Raw genomic sequence first — 23,738 nt, 5'->3', positions numbered from 1 at the left:
CCCAGGCGGAGAAGGTGAAAAAATATCAAAGCATCAAAACGAAGCGTAATCAGGAGTAAACCATGAGACCAGTATTGAACCCGCTGGTGTTAAGCCTTAAGGAATCCGCAACCCTGGCCATTAATTTAAGGGCCAAAGAACTGCGTAAGCAGGGAAAGGACATTGTTCATTTCGGGTTTGGCCAATCCCCGTTTCCGGTGCCGGAAGTCATACAAAAGGCCCTGGCCGAAAACACGGACAAAAAAGATTACCTGCCCACCCAGGGATTGCCGGAATTGTGCGAGGCTGTCGCAGGGTTCTATAACAAGGAATTCGGATACGACTTTCTGTCTTCCAATGTGTGCGTGGGGCCGGGAAGCAAGGAGTTGATTTTTGAGATCATCTACCTGGTGGAGGGGCCCCTGCTGGTTCCTGTGCCCAGTTGGGTCAGCTACGGCCCACAGGCCGCCCTCAGGGGCAAGGAAATCATCACCATTCCCACCAATCGGGAGTACAACTACCGCCTCACCCCGGAAGCCCTGGATAAGGCGTGCTACGAAGCGGGGCAAAAGCAAAAGCTGCTTATTTTCAACAATCCCAACAACCCCACCGGCGCCTTGTACCACGAAAAGGAAATCAAGGAGCTTGCCGAAATCTGCAAGGCCTATCAGGTGATCGTCATATCCGACGAAATCTACGCCATGCTTGAATACGATAAATGGGCCATGAGCAGCCTGGCTCTCCATTATCCCGAGGGAACCATCGTATCCGGCGGCCTGTCCAAATCCTTTGCAGCCGGCGGCTATCGCTTGGGCGTGGCTTTGATACCGGACTCCCTGGAACTGGTCATGAATTCGTTGAAAGCCGTAATCAGCGAAACCTTCAGCGCAGTGAGCGCGCCCATCCAGCACGCGGCCCTGGCCGCTTACGGCGATTTTGAAAACGTCCGGCCCTTTGTGCAAAAAACCCGGGACATCTACCGCCACGTCATGCATTATCTGCATGATGAGTTCACGGACATGGGCCTGAACTGTCCCAGGCCCGCCGGCGCCTTTTACGCCTTTCCGGATTTTGACAAGTTCAGAAGCCAACTGGCCAAAAAAAACGTCATCACCGCGGCTTCCTTGTCCCATGCCTTGTTGGAGGAGGTGGGGGTGGCCGTGCTGCCGGGATCGGACTTCTACCTGCCGGCCACCAACCTGGGCGTCCGGGTGGCGGGAGTGGATTTCGACGGGCAGCAAGCCCTGGACACCTGGCCTGGCAGACACCACGTCACGGAAGAGTATATGGAAGAAGTCTTCCCCAACCTGGTTCATGGATGCGAACGCATATCCACGTTTTTGAACCAGTTTTAAGAAAAGGCGGATTCAAAGGGCGCTTGAAATTTCTGGGGAAATGAACTTATCCCCCCGACAGTCATGCAACTTGCTGAGCAAGACCGTGGAGATAAGTATCGTGCCCATGAAATCGTCCTTCAGAACTACCTGAATGAAAGCGCAAATTACTCGAATGATCACAACTGGGTATCAGTCGGCCAATCTGCTATTTTGGGCTCTCCCGGAGCGCCTCCAATAGTTGGGCCATGTCTTGAGGCAAGGGAGCGGTCAGGGTCAGTTTTTCCCCTGTCACGGGATGGGTGAACGACACGATGTGGGCGTGAAGCATTTGACGCTCCGGCGGCGGCGCCTTGCCCAGGACGGAGGCGGGCAAACGGCCGCGCTTTTTCCTGCCCCCATACACCGTATCGCCAATCACCGGATGATGGAGCGCCGCCAAATGCACCCGGATCTGATGGGTCCGGCCGGTTTTAATCTGCACCTTTACAAAGGTCGCGTCTAAAAAACGCTCCTTTACCGTCCACAGACTTAAGGCCTCCCTGCCTTTGGCCGGAGTGGAAACGTGCATGCGCTTTCTGTCCGAAGGATGGCGGGCCAGGGGGAGGTCTATAACGCCCGTGTCCTCCTTGATGACTCCATGGGCAAGGGCCAGATAGAATTTTTCCACACGCCTTTGGGCCAACTGTTCGGACAGCCCGGCGTGGGCGGCGTCGTTCTTGGCCGCCAGAATCACCCCTGAGGTGTCCTTATCCAGCCTGTGGACGATGCCCGGCCTCTGCACCCCTCCTATACCGGAAAGGTCCTTGCAGTGAGCCAGGAGAGCGTTCACAAGGGTATTGCTGCTATGACCCGGGGCCGGATGCACCACCATGCCCGGCGGCTTGTTCACCGCCACAATATCCCTATCCTCATAAAGGATGGCCAGGTCCATGTCCTGAGCGACAATATCCGCCGTCTCAGGCTCAGGCACGGTTACGGAGACCATTTCTCCTGGCTTTAAAACATAGGAAGGCTTCTTGACGGACTTGTCCACTGTAACGAGGCCCTGGCGTATGAGCCGGGCGCAGGCGTTTCTGGAGAGGTCCTTACAATGAACAGGGACAAAAGCGTCCAGCCTTTGTCCCTGTTCTTTATTTTGAACTTTGAATTGGTAAGTTTGATCACCCGTCATGGGCTTGATTCTTCCCCTTTGGATGCGCTGAGCCCGGGGAGCGGCCTTGCCTGCCAGGAGTTAGGACTCGAGCAGGGATTCAATTTCCGACATAATCACTTCTTCGGTGCAGCTTTTGGCAATGGAAAGTTCTTTGAGCAAAAGCGTTTGCGCCGTATCCAAAAGTTTGCGTTCTCCAAAGGAAAGGTCTTTGGTGACCTTGAGCAGGTAAAGGTCCCTAAACACGCCGGCCACCTCAAAAAGGCTGCCGGTCTTGATTTTTTCCATATAATCCCTGTAACGGCGATTCCATGTTTGATTGTCGGGGGGGATTTCCTTTTCGCCTAAAATGGCGTAAACTTGGGACACATCGCCTTTGCGAATGACTTCACGCAGGCCCACCGATTCCACGTTTTGGGTGGGAATCATGATGACCATGTCATTTTCCAGGATCCGCATTATATAAAAACTTTGTTTTTCTCCGCCAATGGTGCGGGTCTCGACAGCCTCAATGCGACCCACCCCGTGCGCAGGGTAAACGGCCAGGTCATTGACGGAAAAGGTATATTCCTCCGAGGCGTCCTGGTTTGAATTTACCTGCAGATTTTCGCTCATTATATTCACCTAAATTTTACTGTTCGCATTAAAATACAAGAGGCTTCCAATTCCCATACCACGGAAACCGAAGCCCGCTCACCCCGCCCAAAAACGCGGGCGCCAGTTGTCACACCGGCCTAACATAATATATATATCACAAAAAATGGATTGATGCAACAGCCGGAAAATATCAGAAATAAACAATTAGGCGGGGCTAAAAAAAATCGGGGCCGGCGCGCAAGGCGCCAGCCCCGGGGTACTGCTTAGATCACGTGTGATCCGCGGGTGCGATTAGATCAGGAAAGGCACCATGAGCAGAGCAACAACGTTCAGGATCTTGATCATGGGGTTGACAGCCGGGCCGGCGGTGTCTTTGTAGGGGTCGCCTACGGTGTCGCCGGTAACGGCGGCTTTATGGGCGTCGGAGCCCTTGCCGCCCAGGTGGCCGTCTTCGATGTATTTCTTGGCATTGTCCCATGCAGCGCCGCCCGTGGTCATGGAGATAGCCACGAACACACCGGTGATGATGGAGCCGATAAGCAGGCCGCCCAGAGCAACCTTGCCAAGCAGCAGGCCCACAACAACAGGAGCCAGCACGGGCAGGATGGCGGGGACCATCATCTCTTTCAGAGCGAAAGTGGTGACGATGTCAACGCAAGCAGCGTAGTCAGGTTTGCCGGTGCCTTCCATGATTCCAGGAATTTCGCGGAACTGACGACGAACTTCTTCAACAACAGCGCCGCCTGCGCGGCCAACAGCCATCATGGCCATGGAAGCGAACAGGTAAGGCAGCAGGCCGCCGATAAACAGACCGATGATGACGTCAACATCGGACAGATCGAAGGCGATGGCGCTAGCGCCTTTGCCGCCCTGAATCTGGAATTCAAACACGTAAGAAGCAAACAGAACCAGAGCAGCCAGACCGGCGGAGCCGATGGCGTAACCCTTGGTGACAGCCTTGGTGGTGTTACCAACAGCATCCAGGGGATCGGTGACGGCGCGGACGGATTCGTCCATTTCAGCCATTTCAGCGATGCCGCCGGCGTTGTCGGTAATGGGGCCGTAAGCGTCAACTGCGATGACCATACCGGTCATGGACAGCATGGACATGGCGGCCATAGCAATGCCGTACAGGCCGGCAAAATTATATGCCAACCAGATGGCGGCGCAGATGGCGATAACAGGAGCAGCAGTAGCCTGCATGGAAACGCCGAGACCAGCAATGATGTTGGTGCCATGACCCGTTACGGAAGCCTGGGCAACGGTCTTAACAGGAGTGTAGATGCCTGTGTAGAATTCGGTGATGATAACGATGAGAACCGTCAGCACCAGACCGACCAGGGTAGCGTAGAAAATGTTCATGGCCGGGATTTCGTTGCCCACCCAGATTTTCTGGATGACAAAGTAGAAGGCGATGCCGGCCAGAATGGCAGCGCCGAACATGCCTTTGTACAGAGCGCCCATGATGTATTCGCTGTTGGAGCCAAGACGCACAAAGAAAATGGCGATGGCGGAAGCGAAAATGGAGATGGCGCCAAGAACCAGCGGGAAGGTGGTGGCCAGTTCAAAGTTGGGGTACAGCAGGTGGCCCAGCAGCATAGCTGCCACAGCGGTCACGCCGTAGGTCTCGAACAGGTCAGCAGCCATACCGGCGCAGTCGCCGACGTTGTCGCCGACGTTGTCAGCGATAACGGCGGGGTTGCGCGGATCGTCTTCGGGGATGCCGGCTTCCACTTTACCAACCAAGTCAGCGCCCACGTCAGCGCCCTTGGTGAAGATACCGCCGCCAAGACGAGCAAAAATGGAGATCAGAGATCCACCAAAACCCAGGGCAACCAGAGCGGTCACAGCTTCGCGAGCGGCATGTTCGCCGCCGGCCTGCATCAGGATGGTGTAGTAACCGGCAACAGCGGTCAGCGCCAGAGAGGCGACCATCATACCGGTGACGGCGCCACCGCGGAAAGCCAGGCTCAGAGCAGCGGACAAACCCTTTTTGGCGGATTCGGCCACACGCACGTTAGCGATAACGGAAACTCTCATGCCGACATAACCGGCGATGAAAGAAGCCACGGCGCCAACCAGGAAGCCAAACGCAGCCTTGGAGCCCAGAGTAATAAAGATAACAATAAAAATAACAATGCCCACCGCGCCCATGCTTTTGAGCTGACGGTTCAAGTAAGCGATAGCGCCTTCCTTGATAGCGTCGGCGATGTCAGTCATTTTCTTATCGCCGGCCGGAGCGTTCTTTACCGTAATTGCGAGCAAAGCCGCAAATGCCACCCCAAGAAGGCCTACGATGGCGCAATACAGGGGTATGTTTGCCATAAAAACGTCCAATAATGCCATTACTTCCTCCCTCGTTTTCCTGCCATGAGAACCACCGGCGTCAAACAGCATATGCCCGGACACGACGAGGCGCTGCGGACTTTGGTGTTGCTCAGGCTGTAATCTGTTGGTTATTGAATGAATTCATTCCCTTCGAGATTCCCTCTCGAAGAACCGTTTCCACTGCGTCTCCGGAAAGCGCAAGCACTTTACCGAGGACCAAATTTTCTTCGGCGTCGAACCTGCCCAGAACATGATCCACAACGGACTGTCCGGCAGGAGGGCGCCCAATTCCTACGCGGAGCCGGGGAAAGTCCCCGTCCCCAAAAGATTGGATCAGCGATTGAATCCCTTTGTGTCCGCCGTGTCCTCCTTTCTTTTTGATTTTAATCTTTCCAAAGGGAAGGTCCAAATCATCGTGTATAACCAGAACCCGTTCCCTGTCTATTCCGAACTTACCAGCGATCTCCCAAATCGGAGGGCCGCTCAAATTCATGTAAGACTGCGGTTTGATCACGCCCGCCGGCGTTTCGCCGATGAGGCCGGCGCCAAAAAGGCTGGCGCCGTGAGTCTCAAACCCTAACCGCCACTTTTCCCCCAGAAGGTCCGCTGCCATGAACCCGATGTTGTGACGGGTTTGCGAATATTTTTCTCCCGGATTTCCCAGTCCCGCCACCAGCCATGATTGGGGTTGGTGCAGGGCCTGAAACGCGGCGTTTTCGCGATCTTTCGCCTTTCCGGTAAGTTTGCGAAAAATTTCACGTTTAAAAATCGAAAAAAAAGGCATGCACGTTCAGCCCTGCTTCTATTCCTCGGAAGCAGCCTCGGCGCCTTCGGCCTCTCCGCCTTCTACGCCTTCTTCGCCTTCCTCGCCTTCCTCGCCTTCTTCAGGCAGGGCCGAGGCGGTGGGCGCAACCACCGTCACTACGGTGAAGTCCGCGCTTTCCGGAAATTCCACGGCGTCGCCCTTGGGCACATCCGACAAGTGGACGGCTTCGCCGATTCCCAGTTCGGTCACGTCGATGACGAACTCTTCCGGAATGTCGCCGGGCAGGCAGATGACTTCCAGTTCGCGGCGAATAACCTGCAAAAGGCCGCCTTCTTCCATGCCTTTGCTCTTGCCTTCCACCACCACGGGAACCATGACGTGGAGCTTGCGGTCCATGCTGATTTCGTAGAAGTCGGCATGAAGATACCGCTGGCTCACCACGTTGGTCTGCAATTCCTTAATCATGGCCTTGCGAGGGGCGTCCGCGCCTTCTATATTAAGATTGAACATGACCTGACTGGAACCCACGCCTTGCAGGATGTCCGACAGATCTTTGTGGGACACGCTGAGGGTGATGGGTTCGGAATCAGGTCCGTAAAGAACAGCGGGAATGAAGCCTTCCCTTCTGAGAGCCCTGGCGGGACCGTTGCCCCGGGTGGTTCTGGGGCTGGCTTTTAGTTCATGAGTTTTCAAGGATACTACCTCCGATTAAAGTATTATACGAAAAGGTGGCTGACCGAGTCGCCCGTGTGGCTTCTGATAATGGCCTCGCCCACCACGTCTGCGATGGAGAGAACCCGAATCTTGTCCACTTTGCTGGCTTCTTCGCTCAGGGGAACCGTGTCGGTGACGACCAGGCTCTTTAACGCAGAACCTTTGACCCGTTCCACAGCGGGACCCGAAAGTACGGCGTGGGAGGCGTAAGCGTGCACCTCCTTGGCGCCTTTTTCAGCCAGGGCCAAGGCCGCCTGCGTCAGGGTGCCGGCAGTATCCACCATATCGTCCAACAATATTGCTATTTTACCCTCAACGTTGCCGATGACGTTCATGGCCTCCACCTGATTCGGTGCGGGCCTTCTTTTGTCCACAATGGCAAGGTCGGCGCCCATGCGCTTTGCAAAAGCGCGGGCTCTTTCCACGCCGCCGGCGTCGGGGCTTACTATCACGATTTCATGGTTATAGGATTTTTTCATGTCTTTGAGAAGCACGGGCGCGGCGAAGAGGTTGTCCACGGGAATGCCGAAAAATCCCTGGATCTGACCGGCGTGGAGATCCATGGTGATAATCCGGTTGGCGCCGGCGGCGGTGAGGCAGTCGGCGACCAGCTTGGCGCTGATGGGCGCGCGCGGCGCTACTTTTTTGTCCTGCCTGGCGTACCCGTAGTAGGGCATGACCGCCGTAATGCGCTTGGCCGAGGCCCTTTTAAAGGCGTCGATCATGAGCAGCAGTTCCATGAGGGAGTCGTTGACCGGGCAACAGGTTGACTGCACGACGAAAACGTCCTTACTCCGCACATTCTCCCGGATTTCTATCTGAATTTCGCCGTCTGAAAAGGTCTTCACCACGGCGTCGCCGAGAGGCTTTTCAAGATATCCGCAAATTTTCCGGGCTACCCCGGGATTAGCATTACCGGTAAAGATCTGGAGATCGTTCATGTCGTCCTTTTTTCCGGCCTCTCTTGGCCGATTACGCCCCTTGACCACAAACACGGCCCTGTCATCTTCCCGATAACAAGGCCTGTGGCGCGCAGAGGATTCTAAGCATGCCGTGCGTCCCAAAGATCGGCCTTAGCGCCGTCAAAGTTTCGGCTTGGTGCAGGCTCCCCGCGTAACACGCTCAATACTGCAACGTGCAATTCAATGAAATGGCAGGGGCGGGAGGATTCGAACCCCCGAATGCATGGACCAAAACCATGTGTCTTACCGCTTGACGACGCCCCTGCAAGCTATAACCAAATTTTTTAACCGCCGCCCGAACAGGGCGTCTCTCCGTTCGGACAACAAGAATCAGACGAGCAACCGGCAGGAAAAAACCCGCCATCCGGGATGTTTGGACTCCAGGGTCCGCCGCGTTTCCACGGCTTCGGCTTCTTGCCGGAACAGCCCGAACACCGAACTTCCGCTCCCGGACATGAGCACTCCCAACGCCTGGGTTTGCGAAAGCGCGTCCACGGCTTTTCCTATTCCCGGATACTCTTCCAGGGCCGGCCTCTCCAGGTCATTGCAAAGCAGACCTTCCACATAAGCCGGGTCCCCCGTCAAGTCAGGCACACTATGAATTTTTTTGCACCTTGTCAACGCCAAATTGCACTTTTTGTATACCTTGGCCGTGGATGCCTCGATCCCGGGAAACACAACCACAAGATGGTGTGGATAAAGACCTCTCACCAAATCAATAGCTTCGCCCACGCCGGTTATCCAAGCGGGCTTGCCGTACACAAAAAACGGGACGTCGGACCCTATCCGGGCGCCCATATCCGCCAGCTTTTCCAGAGAGAACGGTCTCCCCAAAAGCGTATTCAGGCCGTTCAGGACGCCGGCTGCGTTTCCGCTGCCGCCCCCCAGGCCGGCGCCCGCCGGGATGTTTTTCTCCAGGGTGATCGAAAGACCCGGCCCGGAGCCGCGTTCCTTGAAAAAAAGGTCCGCGGCCCTCCAGGCCAGGTTGGTTTCGTCCTCCGGGATCCCCGGCGCATCGCACCGGATGCGGATTCCGCTCCCCCCGGTTTCCAGGGTCACGCGGTCGCTCAGGCTGATGGGCGCCATGAGAGACTCGATCTCATGGAATCCGTCGTCCCGCCTGCCACATATCCGCAAGGTCAGGTTGACCTTTGCCGGGGATGATATTTCAAGCCTGTCAGGCGCCATGGCCGCCTACTTCTTGGCTAAAGCCACGTAGCGCATGCGCAGGTCGTACAGAATATTCTGCAAGAGCCGGCTTTCGTCATCAGACAGGTTTCCCTTGGTCTTTTCTTCCAGCATTCCCAGGATGTCTATGGTCTGTTTCGCCACGGGCAAGTTGACCACGGTCTCCCCGGTCGCCGGGTCCTCCATTTCTCCCAAATAAACCAGCACCGAAGAGCTGAGGGAGATGATGAAGGTGGGGAAGTTCACCTGCGGCAGAGCCTGGCTTGCGCCGGTCCCTGCAGTGTTGTATTCCTTCTTGGCCTGGCATTCTTCCGGCTTGGCTTGGCATTCTTCCGAAGCAGCCTGCTCCCCTTCGGCCTGGCCAGGAGCGGCGTCAGCATCCTTTTGGACGGCCTCTTCCTTTTCGGGCTCCTGGGACGCAAAAGCGCGTCTGTCATGAACCTCAAACCCCTTGTCTTCCGTCATGAAGCACACTCCTTTGGTTTATAAGTTTTAGAGTTCCACCGTAATTACGGATTTGACCAGCGGCAGCTCCCGCAATTTGGCCACCACATCGTCAGGAGTTTCCGTGTCGGTTTCCATGACGATGAAGTTTCTGTTGCCGTCCTCTTCCTGACCAACCTGCATCCGGGCGATGTTCACGGAGGCTTCGCCCAACATGCTGCCCACGCTGCCGATGGCGCCGGGCTTGTCGATGTTGTGGATCAGAAGCACGTGGCCCTCGGGCACCATTTCCACCCTAAAGCTGTCGATGCGGACGATCTTGGGCTCGGCCTTGCCGTAGATGGTGCCGGACACGGTGTGGGTGGCGGCGTCGGACTTGGCGATAACCTTGATCAGGTTGTTGAAGTCCTTGGAGTCGGCCTGCGTGGTTTCGGTGACGCTCACGCCTCTTTCCTGGGCCAGCATGCCTGCGTTGACAAAGTTGACGTCGTCTTTCAGCGCTGGGGTGAGGAAACCCTTCAAGATGGCCGTGGTGACCGGAGACAGGTCCAGGCCGCGGAAATCCCCATAATATTCGATGCTGATGGACTTGACCGGGCCTTGAGCCAACTGAGCCTGGAGGCATCCCATGCGGTCGCCCAGGGTCAGGAGGGGCTTGAGCTTCTCAAGAAGGTCGCCGGTGACGGACGGAGCGTTCACTGCGTTGATGACCGTGCCGGTCTGGAGATAGGCGATGATTTGTTCGGCCACGGCAACGGCAACGTTGGTCTGGGCTTCCGCGGTGGAGGCGCCCAGATGGGGGGTGCAGATCACGTTGTCCAGTTCAAACAGGGGGATGACTCCGGGAGGCTCGGTTGCGAAAACGTCCAGAGCGGCGCCGGCGACTTTGCCTTCCTGGATGGCGTCGTACAGGTCCGCTTCGTCCACGATGCCGCCGCGGGCGCAGTTGATGACCATCACGCCTTTTTTCATCTTGGCGAAGGCGTCCTTGTTCAGAAGGCCGATGGTTTCCTTCATCTTGGGCACGTGAACCGTGATGTAGTCGGAGCGCTCGTACAGTTCGTCCAGGCTGACGGCCTCGAAGCCGGCCTTTTCAATGCGCTCGGGCGTGACGTGGGGGTCGGCCACGATCACGTTCATGCGAAGCCCTCTGGCTCTGTCGGCCGCGATGGAGCCGATGTTGCCGAAGCCGATGACGCCCAGGGTCTTGTTGAAGATTTCCTTGCCCTGGAGCAGTTTTTTGTCCCACTTGCCGGCTTTGAGGGATGCGGTCCCGCGGGGGATGTTGCGGGTGAGGGACAACATCATGGATATGGCGTGCTCGGCGGTGGTGACGACGTTGCCCCCCGGGGTGTTCATAACGACCACGCCCCTTTTGGTGGCTGCGGGAATGTCCACATTGTCCAGACCGATGCCGGCGCGGCCCACCACCTTCAGGTTGGGGGCGGCGTCCAAAAGCTCTTCGGTCACTTTGGTGGCGCTGCGGATGACTATCGCGTCGTAATCGCCGATGATTTTTTTGAGCTCAGCGGGTTCGAGGCCGGTGTTTACGTCCACCTCGATCCCTTGGGCTTCCTCAAAGAGCTGGATTCCAGCTTCTCCGAGTTTGTCGCTTACAAGTACTTTCATTTTTGTCTCCATTATTTAATAGCGTGAGTTTCCGCCCAGGGGGCCTTTTAAGCCCTATCGGGAAAAGTTTGTTATACTAATAGGATATTCGGCAATGTCAAGACCAAAGCGATGGTCCTCACGCCAATTTTACACTTGACACCCACAATCGGAACATGTATCCAAACGGACTACTTAAAGCCGGGGAAAAAAAGCGGCGCATAACCACAAGGAAAACAATTACCATGAAAAACAGAATTCACAATTTCAATGCAGGACCGGCCGCCCTCCCGCTGCCGGTGCTTGAAGAAATCCAGGCCGAGCTCTTGGACTTCAAAGGCTCGGGCATGTCCATCATGGAAGTCAGCCATCGCTCCAAATGGTTCGACGACGTGATCAACGAAACCGTGGAAAGAATAAACCGCCTCATGGGCCTGGGCGACGATTTTCAGGTCCTGTTCATGCAGGGCGGCGCCAGCACCCAGTTTGCGCTGGTTCCCATGAACCTGCTGCCCGAAGGCCAATCCGCCGACTACGTGAACACCGGCACATGGTCCTCCAAGGCCATCAAGGAAGCCCAGGCCATGGGCAAGACCGTCAACGTGGCCGCTTCCTCCGAAGACAGGAATTTCTGCTACATTCCCAAAAATATTCCGTTGGATCCCAATGCCGCCTACGTGCACATTACCTCCAACAATACTATTAAGGGAACGGCCTACAACGATTTTCCGGAAGCAGGAAACGTCCCCCTGATCGCGGACATGTCCTCCGACATCCTGAGCAGGCCCATAGACGTCTCCAAGTTCGGCCTTATCTACGCCGGCGCCCAAAAGAACATGGGCCCCGCAGGCGTATGCGTGGCCATCATCCGCAAGGACATGCTGGAAAGGGTTCCCGCAAGCCTGCCCTCCATGTTCAAGTACACCACGTTCGCCGACAAGAACTCCATGTACAACACGCCCCCCTGCTTCGCCATTTACACGGTGGGCCTGGTGGTCAAGTGGATCGAGGAAACCATCGGCGGCCTGGAGAAAATGGAAGCCAGGAACCGCAAAAAAGCGGACACCCTGTACTCGATTTTCGATTCCAGCGACTTCTACTCCGGAACCGCGGACAAGGACTCCCGTTCTTTGATGAACGTGACCTTCCGCCTCCCCAGCGAAGACCTGGAAAAAGCCTTTGTGGCCCAAGCCCTGGAAAACGGCCTGGGCGGACTCAAAGGCCACCGCTCCGTGGGCGGATGCCGCGCATCCATCTACAATCCCACGAGCCAGGAAGGCATCGAAGCCCTGGTGGATTTCATGAAGGAATTCGAGAAAAAGAACGGCTAAGTTCTTTTTTTTGATAATCGCCGAAAAAAGGCGATAAGATCGCTTGACACAGAGCGGTCGCAGGAGTATAAAGCGTTTTTCGTCGGGGCGTAGCGCAGCCTGGTAGCGCACTTGAATGGGGTTCAAGGGGTCGGAGGTTCAAATCCTCTCGCCCCGACCAAAAAAACAAAAAGAAACAAAGGGGCTTCCGAAGGAAGCTCCTTTTTTCTTTTTGGGGCAGAACCATTTGAGATAGGCCCCCATCCCCCCCATAGGTCGACGCAAAACTCGACACGTTTTTTCCCAAAACCCTCCAAAAACACAAGGCCGCTATTGCCCATTGACTATACGGTCAAATTTTCGGCGACCTATACTGTATAAAAGCTATCCCATCTTGTTGTATGACAGGAGCGCCCGGCGTCGAACGAGCATGCCATACTTGATGAAGGATCAGAGCCGACATTAATTGGCGGATGGTATTTTGCGCAATGAGACTAATTCAAGGGGGTGAAACATGACAGCCGCCCTCTGCAATTTTTCACTGCTCTAAAACATCAAACTCCTTGACCAAAAATTCCACAGTTTCCGGGTGCCTCAGTTTGCATGCAATGTTCTGATTGGCGAATACTCCTTTAAATGTCTTGGCCTCTTCTTTGGAAAACGTCTTGCGCCAAACCACGCGGACAGCCCATTCAGATAGATCAGGATCAGCCAGGCCATCAGTGGCCTGTGGAGCCGTTAGCTGAGCTTCTGACAAAGGCTTTTCGGCTCCATCTTCATTGACCATAAACTGGTCAATCATGACTGCTTTATGGGTGACTTCACCAAAGCCGACGTAGCCCACCCCCTTAAGGTAGGCGAAAATCTTATCGCCGGGTTGCAGCCTTTTCAGACCGTTGGAAAACCACTTGCCGCCACCCGCTCCCAAGAAGTTGTATCGAATGTTATCTTTCCAGGTGCGCCTTTCGCATTCTCCAACATTGACAAACCAATAACCCGACCAAGGAGCCTTTTTGCGAGACTCGGAACGCTCGTTGACCTCTTCCGGGTCCATCAACCATGCCCGGCCGACGATTTCCTGCTCGTTGTTTTGGAAGTAATTGAAAAAGATGACATTGATGTTCAATCCGTGATCATCGGCTAAATACTGGACAATGCGTTCAGATGCGTCATCCAGTTCAGCGGCTGCAATGATCATGCTGTGATTGTTGTTAAGGGTTTCAGGCAGGCTTTCGTTGAAATGATCAGTAAAAGCGGAGGGCAGACTTTTCTTCAGATGTTTGAATGCGATGGCGTTGATTTCTTTGTAGCCCAAGTCCTTTACCCAGGTGGCATAATCCAAGATCTGAGAAACAATGTCCCTTGGGGTCTTGTGCTTTTTAAGCTCAATGACAACCATGTCCCCCTGCCGATTAATGGCCAGGAGATCAATAATGCCTCGATAAGCGGTTGTCACTTGCCGGCCAATGATCAGCAATTCAAGGCCCAGAACTGAGGCGTCTTGAGCAATCCAGTTTTCCAGCCGCTCCTCTTTGTCAAGTGCGGAACTCCGTAGGTCAACCAACTTGCCATTGCGAACTTCCCATAACTGCATATTAAAAGACATCTCTCCTCCTATCCGAACTATTTCCCTTAACATGCCATGAACAGGACAGCCAAGGCGGCAACTTTAGAAAGTTGCGTCTCACTTATCAGGCCTCCTATTTTACCATCTAAAATCTGGCCAAGTAGACCAATCTTGAAGATTATGCGGACTTGTCCCAAGTTCTGTTGCCCGGCTTTCAAGGTGCTCAGCAAAAATTCTGTACTCGTTCGACGAAGGATGCATCATTCGCAAAACGAGAGGCAACCTTTTAAAACGAGCTTTGCCGCCTTTGCTGTCAAATAGATAGCTATAAGCACATTTGTATACGAACTGCACGTAATAGTCTTTATTGAGCCAATCAAACATGGTTCGTAGATCATAAACACAGTCACCTATTGACTTGTCATATTCTATTAAGGAGTCCTCGACACAATGTTCAAGAATCAGCAGGGTCGCTTGATCTTTTTTCGAGGTTGGATGATACGCGGCCGCCCATCGTAACAAACCTATTTGCGGTATAAGTACGGGCCATAGTAAAGGCACCCCCCTGTAATTGACTTGATCTAACTCGTCGAATCCGAAGCTCTCCTCTAAGCGATCTCCTTGGTATGCATGCCGTATTTCATAGGCCAGACTTAGCAAGAAATCCACCAGTTCTCCTTCGATAGGATATCCGTCTGCCAAACGATGGATCAATTTATGAAGACTGTGAAGATCCCAATAGTCTCCATAGAGATACATCCCGGCACCATATCGAGTGGGTTCAGAGATTATCAAGAATGCCTCCTCCATATAAATTACAATATCTAAAGATATGAAAACAGGCAAAAAAATATCAAAATTGTGAGCAGGAATCAAGCAAAGGAGCCAGATGAATATGTTCTATTAAATATAAATCACTGAATTTTATGCTAATTGTTTTAAGTAAACTTTCCGGAATAATGGATTTGATATTGACTTCATTTTAAAAAAATAATACCACTTTATTTACATCAAAAAGTGAACTGGGAGTTCAAAAATGGGGAATCTTTATAAGCATCCTGAATGGATAAAGTTTAGAGACCATATTATTGATCTGGATGATGGGCAATGTGTACGCTGTGGAAAGCAACAAAGTGATGGGGTTATACTCCAAGTTCATCATACATATTATGAAAGTCATCGTCTCCCGTGGGAATATCCCCATGAGGCGTGTGAGACGCTTTGTAAGCGATGTCACGCTGCTGAACATGATATAACCCTTCCAGTACATGGTTGGGGTTTCATGGGATATGAGGACTTAGGTGACTTGTCTGGATATTGTGAGTTCTGCGAGACACAAATTCGCCATGTATATTATTTGCACCACCAAAAATGGGCTCCAATTGGAGTTGGAACGGATTGCTGCGACAGACTCACAGGAAATAAGAAGGGGTCTTCTTTTACGAGAAGAAGGAAAAATTTTTGTAAATCGCCGCGATGGAAAAGCGATGGCAACATTGAATATATCCGCAAGGGAAAGTACAAAATCGAAATAATTTCTGTTGGTGATAAATATGAAATTTCGGTTATTTCCCTTAAGTGCGAAGATAGGATTTCTGGCAAAGACACCTACCCCACTTCTAACCATGCAAAATCAAGGATTTTTCAAATTATGGATGAAAAAAAAATTGATGCTCTTTTCATGAAACATTTTGGGCGGTGTTGAGGAGATTAAACATGGAGTTGGAAGCAAACGCTGGCGATAGACATTCAAACGGATTTCTTAAGTTGCTTGTCGGATCATCTCCCCACTACTATCAGCTAAAGTCAGGAGAACTAAAATATCAAAAAAGCAAACCGCGTCAACCGATATGGCGAATAGTGCTTTTTAACGAAGAAAGGAACTGTGTCCATTTTCGTCTTTATTCAGAGCAGCCTTCATCAAACGTTATTGAAAAAACCATTTTGTGGATTTTATCCTCTCAATGTCCGCAGGACACAAGAATCGTAGTACCTAAAACCGTTGAAAAACTGTGTCCTGGGATACAACAATCAATTATGGAAATTGGTAGGGATGTATATCTTCCATTGCATGGGTTTGCTTCGGGGGCACGAGTCCCAAGAAAGGTAGATTGTTTTTTATCGGATTTAATAGGGAGCCTGAGGCATATAAGGGAATGCCCAGCCTCTTGTGAAGAGATCGCTTCCGTTTCGGGAAACTCATACGGAGTAATTACGGGCGGCTTATGGTTTAAAGACAGCAGCACTATGAGTTTATATGATGTTGCAAGCGATATGGCAGAAAAAATCGCCTTTCTCCGAGGGAGGAATCCCTCTGTTGGAAAACAAATAAAAGCCAGTGAACCTATCCACGCCACACTAAACAGGAGAAAAACAGTCCCTCCGCCCAAAGATATGCTCTCGCATCTTGTTAATGGCAATGTTCCCTATATTCAATATCAACCAGAATTATATAACATAATCAACATACTGGCATTAATTAGAGACTCGCAGCCGAACAAAAAACGGCCTCTGATTCAAACTCTTGGGAACTATGCAATTGCCTATCAAATTGATAGAGATATTAAAGGTGACAGATATGGTCTTTCTTTTCTCACTGAAATTCTCCGAGATGATAGTCTTAAATTTACCGTATGGTTGGGGGTGAAGGAATCTCTCAAACAAATCGTTGTAACAAGCCTCTACGATATTCAGATTTTAGGGGCGCCGGTGCGCGTACTATACAAGGAGAACAATGGACAATCCTTGAGGGGTATTCCCGCACACCACCTTGTTGAGAGGGTTATAGAAGACTATTGTGATGGGAGGATAGCGGTGTTTCCGGTTTTAGAGGCGGCCGTTCCCCAAAGCACAGAACTTTATATGACACTTAAACCTTTTTCGTCTATCTCTTTTAGTGCACGAACACCGTTCAGTCCAGCGCAGTCAGTTATAAGATCAGAGGACGGCTCACGTAAAAACCGAGGTCTTCTGATGGTCTCTGCAAGCCTTGCCAGAGGTTCTTATACCGGCATTCCTATCGATGATAGGGATTTGGCTATAAGAATAACCACGTTGGTCAATGAGCGCTTAGCGAGAAACGGAATGGGCATTACATGTGAGATTGGGCGGTTTACCATGTTCGGGAGCCTTATGGATATTGGTCATCCTCCACTGGACTTGTCAACGAAGATGGGCATTACAAAGGCGATGCTGGATGACTTAGGTTCTTAAAGTAAGATTATTGTTTGGAGCGATTCCCGGCGAAAATAGATGTCAGGCTTCCTTCCTTCTGCCGGGGCGTCTCCACTGAGAGAGCCTTTAATCTCGCCAGGGCTTTCGGTAAAACCACCTATGGATCGAATTTCTCAGTTGCCCCAACGTAACTTATCCTGAATAGCCATTCATTAAGAGATTCATATCTAAAAATATTTCTAATCTATAGTTTCAAAAGTTTGAAAAGTCATTCATCAATATTTAATAAATATATAAAAAATTATTCACAGTATTCAAATCTAACTCAAAATATGGTTTTTTGTTTATAATTTTTGGAAAATTGATTCCATTATTTGACTTCAAATATTCAATATGTATTCTATACTATCAGTTTTTTCTATATCAATAAAAATAGTTGTTGTGCTTTGTGGATATATATGACATAACTATCTCACATGATTAGAAAAACACCTTTCATTGTAGAGCGTAAGAGCATTCCATGGTGGTACTATGACTTTACCGTCAAAGGTAAGCGATACCGAGGATACATAGGCGCTAAATCAGAAATGAATAAGCGCGAAGCACAACAGCGGTTGGATGAGATATGGGCGCGTATTCTCACCAGCGCAGAAAGTCCCAGGAGAAGGCAAACCAGCAAGTCTCCCGGCCAGGTATTTAAGGAGTATGCGGACTATCTGGAAATGCACCGCCCCAAAACATGGGAGTCATTCAGGTATCTCAAACACCACTTTGAATCATTCTTTAGAGGGAAGCTCACCATTTCCCCTTCGGACGTTAAGCGTTATCAGAAGCAGAAATGGGATGAAGGGTTGTCCGGCCCCACCATAAACCGACACATGTTCTATGCCCGTGCCGCTTACAACAAAGCAGGCGTCAAACCAAACCCATTTGACGGCTTCGACAAATTCGATGAGTTCCCCCGCACCCGATACTTGAGCAAAGAGGAGTTATCCGCGCTCATGTCAAAAGCCACGGGAGTGCTTCGTGAAATAGTTTTAACGGCTATTCTGACTGGAATGCGGAAAGGGGAGATTTTAAACCTTCATAAACGGCATTTGGATTTTGGAAATCAGCTTATCACCGTGCCCGGCAGTGAAACGAAAGGAAAGAGGCCATTGACAATCCCTCTGCCCGGCGAACTGGAAATGATCTTCAAACAAAACTTGCAGCAGCACGAGTCCGGGTTTGTCTTTGAAAACAAGCATACGGGAAAACCGCTTGTGGATATCAAAAAGGCATGGAAAGCCGCGTTGAAGGATGCTGAAATCAAAGACTTCCGATTCCACGATCTGCGTCACACCTATGCGACCTATTCGCTCCTTGTGTCCAAGGACATTAGGATTCTTCAAGAGCTTCTGGGGCATAGCTCAATAAGGACCACGGAAAAGTACGCGCATATTATGACAGCCGGAAAGAGAGACGCTTCTAACGCAGTATCCAGTTTCATAAGCAAGATTCTTGAAAATGATGCGGACAAACCGGAATCATGATGATAGAGCCCTTTATCCCGGCAAAAACTTGACGAAAAATTTTTAGGCGTAAGGATTTAGAACAAGGGCAGCAAGTTGCCTAATCCCCCTCGCTTGATGGGGTTCAAGGGGTCGGAGGTTCAAATCCTCTCGCCCCGACCAAAAAAACAAAGCAAAATGAAGATCTTGGGCGATCGGTGAAAATCACCGCATCGCCCTTTTTCTTGCCCGGCTACCAATGGGCTGCCATCAGCAATATCATCCATCCATTTGGGACTCTTCCTGTTTCCAGAGTAAATGGTTAATATACTTAACAAATCTATAAAATATGCCCATTGGCAATATCTAAGGATAGTTTCAATGCAACCAAGAGCTCATTCCCTATATAATCCAATATTTCCCATAGCTTCAAATAGATATAACATATGTAATATATCCGAAACCCGACTGTCCTAAAAACCACTTGTCACAGGTTCAAGGAGGCGCTGGTGCATTTTGCCGAACTATCCATGAAATCATCATGGCCTGCCTTCCGGCAATACTCACGTGAGGCCCCTTTTATGTATGAAAAACTCTTCGACTGTTACTTAACCGCCATGCCATTTTTAACCGACTTCACCCCTCCGACACCTTGGGCGACCTCGACCGCCTTATAAATATCGGCCCGGGAACTTACGAAACCGCTCAATTGAACGACGCCCTTGAAAGTTTCGACATTGATCTCGAATAACTTCAAGGAAGGCTCATTGAAAATTGCGGCCTTGACCTTTGCGGTGATGACACTGTCATCTACGTATTCTCCGGTTCCCTCTCTGCTTGAAGTGGATGCGCATCCTATGGAAAGAATCAGGAACATAGCGATAAGAACCGCAGAAACACCTTTTACGTGGTTCATAAGAATTTTCTCCTTCTTCAAGTTTTGGGAATTATTTCCTATCCGATGTTGCCGTGTTGCTCCAGGTCATCCAACACCTGACCAATACGGTCGGGAGTTTCAGCGTCCAGAGGTTTCATGATGGCGTTTTTGAGTTCAATGGTCAGACCCGTTTGCTCATGGATGATCTGCTCCAGGGCCGCCTCGTTCAGGTCCTTTGGATCGGCCAATACAACGGTTGTTTCTCCATTCTTTTGCTCTGCACGGCTCCCGGGGATGTAGATGGCGCCGGAGCTGAAGTCCACGGCAAAGGCGACAACCCCGGGAATTATGAAAAGCAGCAAGCAGAGGCCATCCATGACCGCCACGCCGGCATCCACCCGTCCGCCTGTTTGTCCCCTGCGCCCCGGGTACATGAAATAGCCGCATGAGACCGTCTGTACCAGGAAGAGCACCAGGACTAGAAGACCTATGGTTTTTTTCCAACTTCTCTTTTTTTGCATTGAAATGGCTCCTTTCTCGTCTCACGCAATGTTGCATGACGTGAATTGGGCTGAGTTGCTTTTTAGAACGGCTTCCGCCCTTGAATAACCCTAAGCAGCACCACGATAATGGCGACTACCACTAACACATGAATAAGTCCTCCAGCCGTGACGTGGGTTGTAATCCCCAAAAGCCACAGGATTAGCAATGCTGCGACAACGGTCCATAACATTTTGTTTTTCCTCCCTAATCGAGTCGGTCTATTGTCGGTTGGGGACATATGCTCCGGAATTTTGGTTTACTCGAAGGTCATGGGGCTTTGAGTCCTTATTTCCCGTGTCCCTTCCCTTTACCGCCATGACCTTTCCCTTGGTTTCCTTGCTCCTGGACCTGGGGTTGTTGCCCATGCTCTTGCTGCTGGAAATTCGACTCTTCAACTCCCCAGTTCTTATTGTTTTTCCAATGCTTGTCCTTTTTCCAACCTTGCCAGTTTTGTTGCACCTGTTGGTGGGGAATGCGTTCGTATTGCCAGCGGCGGCCTTTCCAATCATGGTTCTTGTAGTGTTGCCTCCACTCCTTTGGCACCTCGTTATAAAATACCGGGACTCCGGAAAAATGAGCCCAATCCCTGTCGTGGCTCTGTGAACGATACCAATTACCTTTCCATGGACGCCACCACCAGCCGTCATAGAAGAAAATGTCATCTTGTACGTCCGGCACAACATAAACATCGGTCTCAGGCAGCACGATCATCTCGGGAGGAGCGGAAAATTGGATAAAGGGAGGCAGGTTAATCCCCACCTGGACATTCATCTCCGCACCTGCCGGAAGGATCAGAATGCTCAACCATAAAGCAGTGATCCCGAATAGCGTCAATCCCATCAATTGTTTCGATTTCATGGAGTGTTATCCTTTTCTTGTTCACGCGCTCATGGTCATCTGTTTTTCCCACCGAGCGGAACCACAAGGAGCAACGCACCGGCAACGATCGCTCCTACGCCGGCCCAGACCGGGATGTTGACCGTCTCCCGGTCCTTGACCGACAGTTCAATCCCCCCCAGTTTGGCTGTATGAGTTTCCTTGGTGTACACAAAACCGCCATACGCCAAGCCCAGAATGCCTGCCGCGATCAGAACGACTGCCGCTATTTTGATTGTGTTCATTTCTTTCCCTCTTTCACGATGATTGTGAACAGAACTCTCATGTTGGACTTGGCTGCCTTCGACTCAAGGTCCCAAGGATATGGTTCAAACGTGGCTGGCCGTTTCTCGCCATATCCGATTTTAGTGAGTCTTTCCGGAGCAATGCCTCCTTGGATAAGAGCATCCCTGACAGTGGTCGCCCTTCTTTCGCTCAGCTTCTGATTGTATTCCTCGGAACCGCTGGCGGAGGTATAGCCCGCAACCAGGATATTCATGTCCGGGTTGGCTTTCAGGGTTCGGATGTTTGCGGCCAGAACCTCTTTTCCTTGCGGAGTGAGGGCCGATTTGTTGAATTCAAAATGCGTGTCCGTGAACTCGACCAGAATCGCTTTCGGCGTTGGTTCGGAAACCGTTGTAGGTAAAGGCGCCGCTACATGCACAGGTTCAGTCTCCTCTATGCGAGGGGGCGGGGCAGCGGCCTCCATTATTTTTTTGCTCCCCCCGAACAGAATGGTCAGGCCGGCGGTATATTCCAGATTATTGTCGAGGTCGTCGGACTCGTAATACAAGTCGTGCCGGACATCGGCCCGCAAGGCCACATTTTTTGAGACAAAGTACTTGAGCCCAACTCCATAATCGAACATTCCTCGTTTGTCGTCATCGTAGCCCGACGGTCCGTCCACGCGCTTGCCTCCAAAACCAATAGCGACAAACGGCACAAAATTGCTTTTCGGCATGAAATGATACAGGCCCTCCACCCCGTAGCGATACACGTCAACGTCCTGGCCGTTGTAACTGTGTGCGTTGCTTTCAGTGGGGACGTAGCCTAAAAGGCCCTCTATTCCCCAGTGCTCGGTAAAATTGTAACCGCCGCGCAGTCCAAAGTACCAGTCGTTGTCCAGGCACTCAGGACAATCAAACACGTAACCGCCAATAAACGGCGACAGGGTTACAGCGCCAGCTCGGTTCTCAGCCAAGGAAGGGGTGGCGAGAGCAAACACAAATATAGCGAGCGCTAAGAGCATCATTTTTTTTCGCATGGAGAATTCTCCTTTCCAAGTGGGCCTTCCCGTATTGTCGTGATGCGGGAAGACCCCATGTGTCTTGTCGATCGACCGACACCTCGTGCCTTAGGGCATAATGATGGTGGCGGAGATCAGGGTAATTCCGCCAGCTCCTGATGGTTGAGCCCCGGCCAATAAACGGTCAGTGATCTGGGCGCCGGTATTGACCGAGATGTCGCCATTGGCCATGATGCTTCCCTCGAAGGCCGTCCAATCTTCAATCGTCGCTGCGGAACCCAATCGCCTTCAACTTCAAAGCAGCCGACGGCCCTGGATGACCCGTGTGAGAACCACGACCACTGCGATTACAAAAAGGACATGAATGAACCCGCCCATCGTGTACGAGGTGATCAATCCGAGCGTCCACATAACGATGAGAAATACGGCGATTGTCCACAGCATAGGATTATCCTTTCCGGTCTATCGAGACGGTGCATGCGAATGGGTGGGCCGTGCATCGCTCCCGAACTTACCGTTCGTCCTGAATAATTTCATGTGAGTCTTGCCGACCCTGCCATTGACCGTCCCCACAATGGATGTGGTCATTTAGCATTTATTTGAAATGGAGCCGTTTTATCTTTTTTTTGTTTGCGTTTCTCCTTCAAGGAGTGTTTGCCTTTCTTCTGCTCTTCGCGCTTGCCTTTATCTTTTTTCCCTTTGTCGCCCATTGTGACCTCTTCTCGTTACTGGTTTCCTCGAAAGGTAATCATCGGTTACCTGGTAATCGTTCAGATGCTCTATTTTTTTTCAGCTTCCAGGTTTATCATTTTCATCTGTATCAAGTGTTCAATCATCCTTTGTTCGAACTGGCCGCGCGCCTCGGAAATTTCTTTCTGAAAACCCAGCGCCGTGACGACATCCGGCTGCTTCTTGACAAGCTCCGCTTTCAGGTACAACTCCTTTTCATAGATCGTTTGCCTAAGCGTTTCAGTGGCTTTGATAAAGGCCTCTTGCTCGACGTTGAGCATTTTAATAGTTGCATCGCTTAAATGCCCATCATATCCTGGATATTTGCTGGATCCGCTCGGCATCCCGCTTTCCCGAAAACCATATCGCATCATGGAATGGCCGTATTCCAGGATTTCATCCGGATTCTGACCCATCATCCCGTAAGCGCCGTATCCCTCTCTGTGACCTCCGGAACTCGTCACGTCCTGACCCAAGGCATTCGAAGCCAATAAAAAAAGCAATACCATTGCTGGGACTACCGCCAAGTTGCAGATTCTCTTATTGCACATAGCCCTATCTCCTGATCCGATATCAGATATTGATCGCGCTCAAAGCCTGATTCAGGGGCCATTTATTCGGCAGGCCCGCGTCATCCGGCACGATGCGCCAAGGAAAATCATCATGCAAATGCATCCTTATACTTCAATCTTCATGCCAGTATTTTAAGGCGCGCTATTATGGGTTTATCCATCTGAATTGACAGGATTAATCAGCAGAACAAAATGTACGGGGAACCTATTGGCACCTTCTTGAGAAGGTCATATGCAACCAATGGTCATATACGACCCTTTTTTTAATTTATTTCTTGCAG

Annotated in this window: 26 protein-coding genes and 2 tRNA genes; 6 read left to right on the top strand and 22 right to left on the bottom strand. The window is 51.4% G+C overall.

Annotated elements, in window-relative coordinates; all coding sequences use genetic code 11:
* Positions 1-62 precede the first annotated feature (62 nt).
* The gene (locus G491_RS0110575) at positions 63-1,334 is read left to right on the top strand and encodes a pyridoxal phosphate-dependent aminotransferase (protein ID WP_028314572.1); all 1,272 of its coding nucleotides are present in this window, start codon (positions 63-65) and stop codon (positions 1,332-1,334) included.
* 187 nt (positions 1,335-1,521) lie between these two features.
* Here G491_RS0110575 and G491_RS0110570 read toward each other — a convergent pair whose 3' ends face one another.
* From G491_RS0110570 to serA, 10 genes are all read right to left on the bottom strand, one after another.
* Positions 1,522-2,487: an RluA family pseudouridine synthase gene (locus G491_RS0110570; protein WP_028314571.1), complete on the bottom strand. Its 966-nt coding sequence runs from the start codon at positions 2,485-2,487 to the stop codon at positions 1,522-1,524.
* A gap of 60 nt (positions 2,488-2,547) precedes the next feature.
* On the bottom strand, positions 2,548-3,081 hold the full coding sequence (locus tag G491_RS0110565; protein WP_015948118.1) for a CarD family transcriptional regulator: 534 nt from the start codon (positions 3,079-3,081) through the stop codon (positions 2,548-2,550).
* A 273-nt stretch (positions 3,082-3,354) separates the two neighbouring features.
* Positions 3,355-5,409 carry a sodium-translocating pyrophosphatase gene (locus G491_RS0110560; RefSeq protein WP_015948119.1) on the bottom strand — a complete coding sequence of 685 codons (2,055 nt, stop codon included), beginning with the start codon at positions 5,407-5,409 and terminating at the stop codon, positions 3,355-3,357.
* A 91-nt stretch (positions 5,410-5,500) separates the two neighbouring features.
* Positions 5,501-6,175: an aminoacyl-tRNA hydrolase gene (pth, locus tag G491_RS0110555; protein WP_015948120.1), complete on the bottom strand. Its 675-nt coding sequence runs from the start codon at positions 6,173-6,175 to the stop codon at positions 5,501-5,503.
* An 18-nt stretch (positions 6,176-6,193) separates the two neighbouring features.
* The gene (locus G491_RS0110550) at positions 6,194-6,850 is read right to left on the bottom strand and encodes a 50S ribosomal protein L25 (protein ID WP_028314567.1); all 657 of its coding nucleotides are present in this window, start codon (positions 6,848-6,850) and stop codon (positions 6,194-6,196) included.
* Positions 6,851-6,873: 23 nt separating this feature from the next.
* A complete protein-coding gene (locus G491_RS0110545) occupies positions 6,874-7,812 on the bottom strand; it encodes a ribose-phosphate pyrophosphokinase (RefSeq protein ID WP_015948122.1) in 939 nt (312 codons plus the stop codon).
* A gap of 210 nt (positions 7,813-8,022) precedes the next feature.
* Positions 8,023-8,097, bottom strand: a tRNA-Gln gene (locus G491_RS0110540).
* Positions 8,098-8,163: 66 nt separating this feature from the next.
* Positions 8,164-9,021, bottom strand: coding sequence for a 4-(cytidine 5'-diphospho)-2-C-methyl-D-erythritol kinase (gene ispE, locus G491_RS0110535; RefSeq protein ID WP_028314566.1), 858 nt, complete (start codon positions 9,019-9,021; stop codon positions 8,164-8,166).
* 6 nt (positions 9,022-9,027) lie between these two features.
* Entirely contained in the window at positions 9,028-9,486 is a 459-nt protein-coding gene (locus tag G491_RS30305; RefSeq protein ID WP_084511479.1) for a DUF1844 domain-containing protein, read from the bottom strand.
* Between the two features lie 27 nt (positions 9,487-9,513).
* Positions 9,514-11,094 carry a phosphoglycerate dehydrogenase gene (serA, locus tag G491_RS0110525; protein WP_028314565.1) on the bottom strand — a complete coding sequence of 527 codons (1,581 nt, stop codon included), beginning with the start codon at positions 11,092-11,094 and terminating at the stop codon, positions 9,514-9,516.
* Positions 11,095-11,318: 224 nt separating this feature from the next.
* On the opposite strand from serA, the gene serC reads away from it, so the two are divergent.
* Together serC and G491_RS0110515 are read left to right on the top strand one after the other, a co-directional pair.
* Entirely contained in the window at positions 11,319-12,404 is a 1,086-nt protein-coding gene (gene serC / locus G491_RS0110520; protein ID WP_028314564.1) for a 3-phosphoserine/phosphohydroxythreonine transaminase, read from the top strand.
* Between the two features lie 83 nt (positions 12,405-12,487).
* Positions 12,488-12,564: transfer RNA gene (locus G491_RS0110515), tRNA-Pro, on the top strand.
* Between the two features lie 357 nt (positions 12,565-12,921).
* Here the strand turns inward: G491_RS0110515 and G491_RS0110505 are convergent.
* Both G491_RS0110505 and G491_RS33730 read right to left on the bottom strand, forming a co-directional pair.
* A complete protein-coding gene (locus G491_RS0110505) occupies positions 12,922-13,989 on the bottom strand; it encodes a PDDEXK family nuclease (RefSeq protein ID WP_028314563.1) in 1,068 nt (355 codons plus the stop codon).
* 99 nt (positions 13,990-14,088) lie between these two features.
* Positions 14,089-14,745, bottom strand: a complete 657-nt coding sequence (locus tag G491_RS33730) for a DUF6904 family protein (protein WP_051327171.1) — start codon at positions 14,743-14,745, stop codon at positions 14,089-14,091.
* A 241-nt stretch (positions 14,746-14,986) separates the two neighbouring features.
* On the opposite strand from G491_RS33730, the gene G491_RS35425 reads away from it, so the two are divergent.
* The 3 genes from G491_RS35425 to G491_RS33725 all read left to right on the top strand — a co-directional run bounded on the left by G491_RS35425 (position 14,987) and on the right by G491_RS33725 (position 18,656).
* A complete protein-coding gene (locus G491_RS35425; protein WP_157468181.1) occupies positions 14,987-15,655 on the top strand; it encodes an HNH endonuclease family protein in 669 nt (222 codons plus the stop codon).
* 11 nt (positions 15,656-15,666) lie between these two features.
* Positions 15,667-17,163: a hypothetical protein gene (locus G491_RS0110490; RefSeq protein ID WP_028314561.1), complete on the top strand. Its 1,497-nt coding sequence runs from the start codon at positions 15,667-15,669 to the stop codon at positions 17,161-17,163.
* A gap of 437 nt (positions 17,164-17,600) precedes the next feature.
* On the top strand, positions 17,601-18,656 hold the full coding sequence (locus tag G491_RS33725) for a tyrosine-type recombinase/integrase (RefSeq protein WP_028314560.1): 1,056 nt from the start codon (positions 17,601-17,603) through the stop codon (positions 18,654-18,656).
* Between the two features lie 562 nt (positions 18,657-19,218).
* Here the strand turns inward: G491_RS33725 and G491_RS0110480 are convergent.
* The 10 genes from G491_RS0110480 to G491_RS0110435 form a co-directional block, all read right to left on the bottom strand.
* Positions 19,219-19,530 (bottom strand): BON domain-containing protein, encoded by a 312-nt coding sequence (locus tag G491_RS0110480; RefSeq protein WP_028314559.1) that lies wholly within the window; start codon positions 19,528-19,530, stop codon positions 19,219-19,221.
* A 38-nt stretch (positions 19,531-19,568) separates the two neighbouring features.
* Complete coding sequence (locus G491_RS33720) at positions 19,569-20,012, bottom strand: hypothetical protein (RefSeq protein ID WP_051327170.1); 444 nt, start codon at positions 20,010-20,012, stop codon at positions 19,569-19,571.
* Between the two features lie 62 nt (positions 20,013-20,074).
* Positions 20,075-20,224 carry a lmo0937 family membrane protein gene (locus G491_RS35420; protein ID WP_157468178.1) on the bottom strand — a complete coding sequence of 50 codons (150 nt, stop codon included), beginning with the start codon at positions 20,222-20,224 and terminating at the stop codon, positions 20,075-20,077.
* A gap of 95 nt (positions 20,225-20,319) precedes the next feature.
* Positions 20,320-20,892 carry a hypothetical protein gene (locus G491_RS33715; protein WP_028314558.1) on the bottom strand — a complete coding sequence of 191 codons (573 nt, stop codon included), beginning with the start codon at positions 20,890-20,892 and terminating at the stop codon, positions 20,320-20,322.
* A gap of 35 nt (positions 20,893-20,927) precedes the next feature.
* A complete protein-coding gene (locus tag G491_RS0110460; protein ID WP_028314557.1) occupies positions 20,928-21,155 on the bottom strand; it encodes a hypothetical protein in 228 nt (75 codons plus the stop codon).
* Positions 21,152-22,174 carry an OmpA family protein gene (locus G491_RS30280; protein ID WP_051327169.1) on the bottom strand — a complete coding sequence of 341 codons (1,023 nt, stop codon included), beginning with the start codon at positions 22,172-22,174 and terminating at the stop codon, positions 21,152-21,154. Before G491_RS30280 ends, G491_RS0110460 begins: the two co-directional genes overlap by 4 nt.
* A 90-nt stretch (positions 22,175-22,264) precedes the next feature.
* Positions 22,265-22,387, bottom strand: a complete 123-nt coding sequence (locus G491_RS36535; RefSeq protein ID WP_282705986.1) for a hypothetical protein — start codon at positions 22,385-22,387, stop codon at positions 22,265-22,267.
* Positions 22,388-22,450: 63 nt separating this feature from the next.
* Positions 22,451-22,600, bottom strand: coding sequence for a lmo0937 family membrane protein (locus G491_RS35415; RefSeq protein WP_157468175.1), 150 nt, complete (start codon positions 22,598-22,600; stop codon positions 22,451-22,453).
* 140 nt (positions 22,601-22,740) lie between these two features.
* Positions 22,741-22,866: a hypothetical protein gene (locus G491_RS36530; protein ID WP_282705985.1), complete on the bottom strand. Its 126-nt coding sequence runs from the start codon at positions 22,864-22,866 to the stop codon at positions 22,741-22,743.
* A gap of 69 nt (positions 22,867-22,935) precedes the next feature.
* Complete coding sequence (locus G491_RS0110435; protein WP_028314556.1) at positions 22,936-23,436, bottom strand: hypothetical protein; 501 nt, start codon at positions 23,434-23,436, stop codon at positions 22,936-22,938.
* Positions 23,437-23,738: the final 302 nt, after the last annotated feature.

Origin of the sequence: Desulfatibacillum aliphaticivorans DSM 15576, from assembly GCF_000429905.1 — a bacterium.
Taxonomy (GTDB): Bacteria; Desulfobacterota; Desulfobacteria; order Desulfobacterales; family Desulfatibacillaceae; genus Desulfatibacillum; species Desulfatibacillum aliphaticivorans.
The sequence above is the reverse complement of the archived record's forward strand: the minus strand, read 5'-3'. Positions and strand labels throughout refer to the sequence as shown.

Excerpts from the sequence above, each read along its gene's own strand:
- G491_RS0110575 (WP_028314572.1), top strand. The coding sequence starts at position 63 with ATGAGACCAGTATTGAACCCGCTGGTGTTAAGCCTTAAGGAATCCGCA.
- G491_RS0110570 (WP_028314571.1), bottom strand. The coding sequence starts at position 2,487 with ATGACGGGTGATCAAACTTACCAATTCAAAGTTCAAAATAAAGAACAG.
- G491_RS0110565 (WP_015948118.1), bottom strand. The coding sequence starts at position 3,081 with ATGAGCGAAAATCTGCAGGTAAATTCAAACCAGGACGCCTCGGAGGAA.
- G491_RS0110560 (WP_015948119.1), bottom strand. The coding sequence starts at position 5,409 with ATGGCATTATTGGACGTTTTTATGGCAAACATACCCCTGTATTGCGCC.
- pth (WP_015948120.1), bottom strand. The coding sequence starts at position 6,175 with ATGCCTTTTTTTTCGATTTTTAAACGTGAAATTTTTCGCAAACTTACC.
- G491_RS0110545 (WP_015948122.1), bottom strand. The coding sequence starts at position 7,812 with ATGAACGATCTCCAGATCTTTACCGGTAATGCTAATCCCGGGGTAGCC.
- ispE (WP_028314566.1), bottom strand. The coding sequence starts at position 9,021 with ATGGCGCCTGACAGGCTTGAAATATCATCCCCGGCAAAGGTCAACCTG.
- G491_RS30305 (WP_084511479.1), bottom strand. The coding sequence starts at position 9,486 with ATGACGGAAGACAAGGGGTTTGAGGTTCATGACAGACGCGCTTTTGCG.
- serA (WP_028314565.1), bottom strand. The coding sequence starts at position 11,094 with ATGAAAGTACTTGTAAGCGACAAACTCGGAGAAGCTGGAATCCAGCTC.
- serC (WP_028314564.1), top strand. The coding sequence starts at position 11,319 with ATGAAAAACAGAATTCACAATTTCAATGCAGGACCGGCCGCCCTCCCG.
- G491_RS0110505 (WP_028314563.1), bottom strand. The coding sequence starts at position 13,989 with ATGTCTTTTAATATGCAGTTATGGGAAGTTCGCAATGGCAAGTTGGTT.
- G491_RS35425 (WP_157468181.1), top strand. The coding sequence starts at position 14,987 with ATGGGGAATCTTTATAAGCATCCTGAATGGATAAAGTTTAGAGACCAT.
- G491_RS0110490 (WP_028314561.1), top strand. The coding sequence starts at position 15,667 with ATGGAGTTGGAAGCAAACGCTGGCGATAGACATTCAAACGGATTTCTT.
- G491_RS33725 (WP_028314560.1), top strand. The coding sequence starts at position 17,601 with ATGATTAGAAAAACACCTTTCATTGTAGAGCGTAAGAGCATTCCATGG.
- G491_RS0110480 (WP_028314559.1), bottom strand. The coding sequence starts at position 19,530 with ATGAACCACGTAAAAGGTGTTTCTGCGGTTCTTATCGCTATGTTCCTG.
- G491_RS33720 (WP_051327170.1), bottom strand. The coding sequence starts at position 20,012 with ATGCAAAAAAAGAGAAGTTGGAAAAAAACCATAGGTCTTCTAGTCCTG.
- G491_RS35420 (WP_157468178.1), bottom strand. The coding sequence starts at position 20,224 with ATGTTATGGACCGTTGTCGCAGCATTGCTAATCCTGTGGCTTTTGGGG.
- G491_RS33715 (WP_028314558.1), bottom strand. The coding sequence starts at position 20,892 with ATGAAATCGAAACAATTGATGGGATTGACGCTATTCGGGATCACTGCT.
- G491_RS0110460 (WP_028314557.1), bottom strand. The coding sequence starts at position 21,155 with ATGAACACAATCAAAATAGCGGCAGTCGTTCTGATCGCGGCAGGCATT.
- G491_RS30280 (WP_051327169.1), bottom strand. The coding sequence starts at position 22,174 with ATGCGAAAAAAAATGATGCTCTTAGCGCTCGCTATATTTGTGTTTGCT.
- G491_RS36535 (WP_282705986.1), bottom strand. The coding sequence starts at position 22,387 with ATGGCCAATGGCGACATCTCGGTCAATACCGGCGCCCAGATCACTGAC.
- G491_RS35415 (WP_157468175.1), bottom strand. The coding sequence starts at position 22,600 with ATGCTGTGGACAATCGCCGTATTTCTCATCGTTATGTGGACGCTCGGA.
- G491_RS36530 (WP_282705985.1), bottom strand. The coding sequence starts at position 22,866 with ATGGGCGACAAAGGGAAAAAAGATAAAGGCAAGCGCGAAGAGCAGAAG.
- G491_RS0110435 (WP_028314556.1), bottom strand. The coding sequence starts at position 23,436 with ATGTGCAATAAGAGAATCTGCAACTTGGCGGTAGTCCCAGCAATGGTA.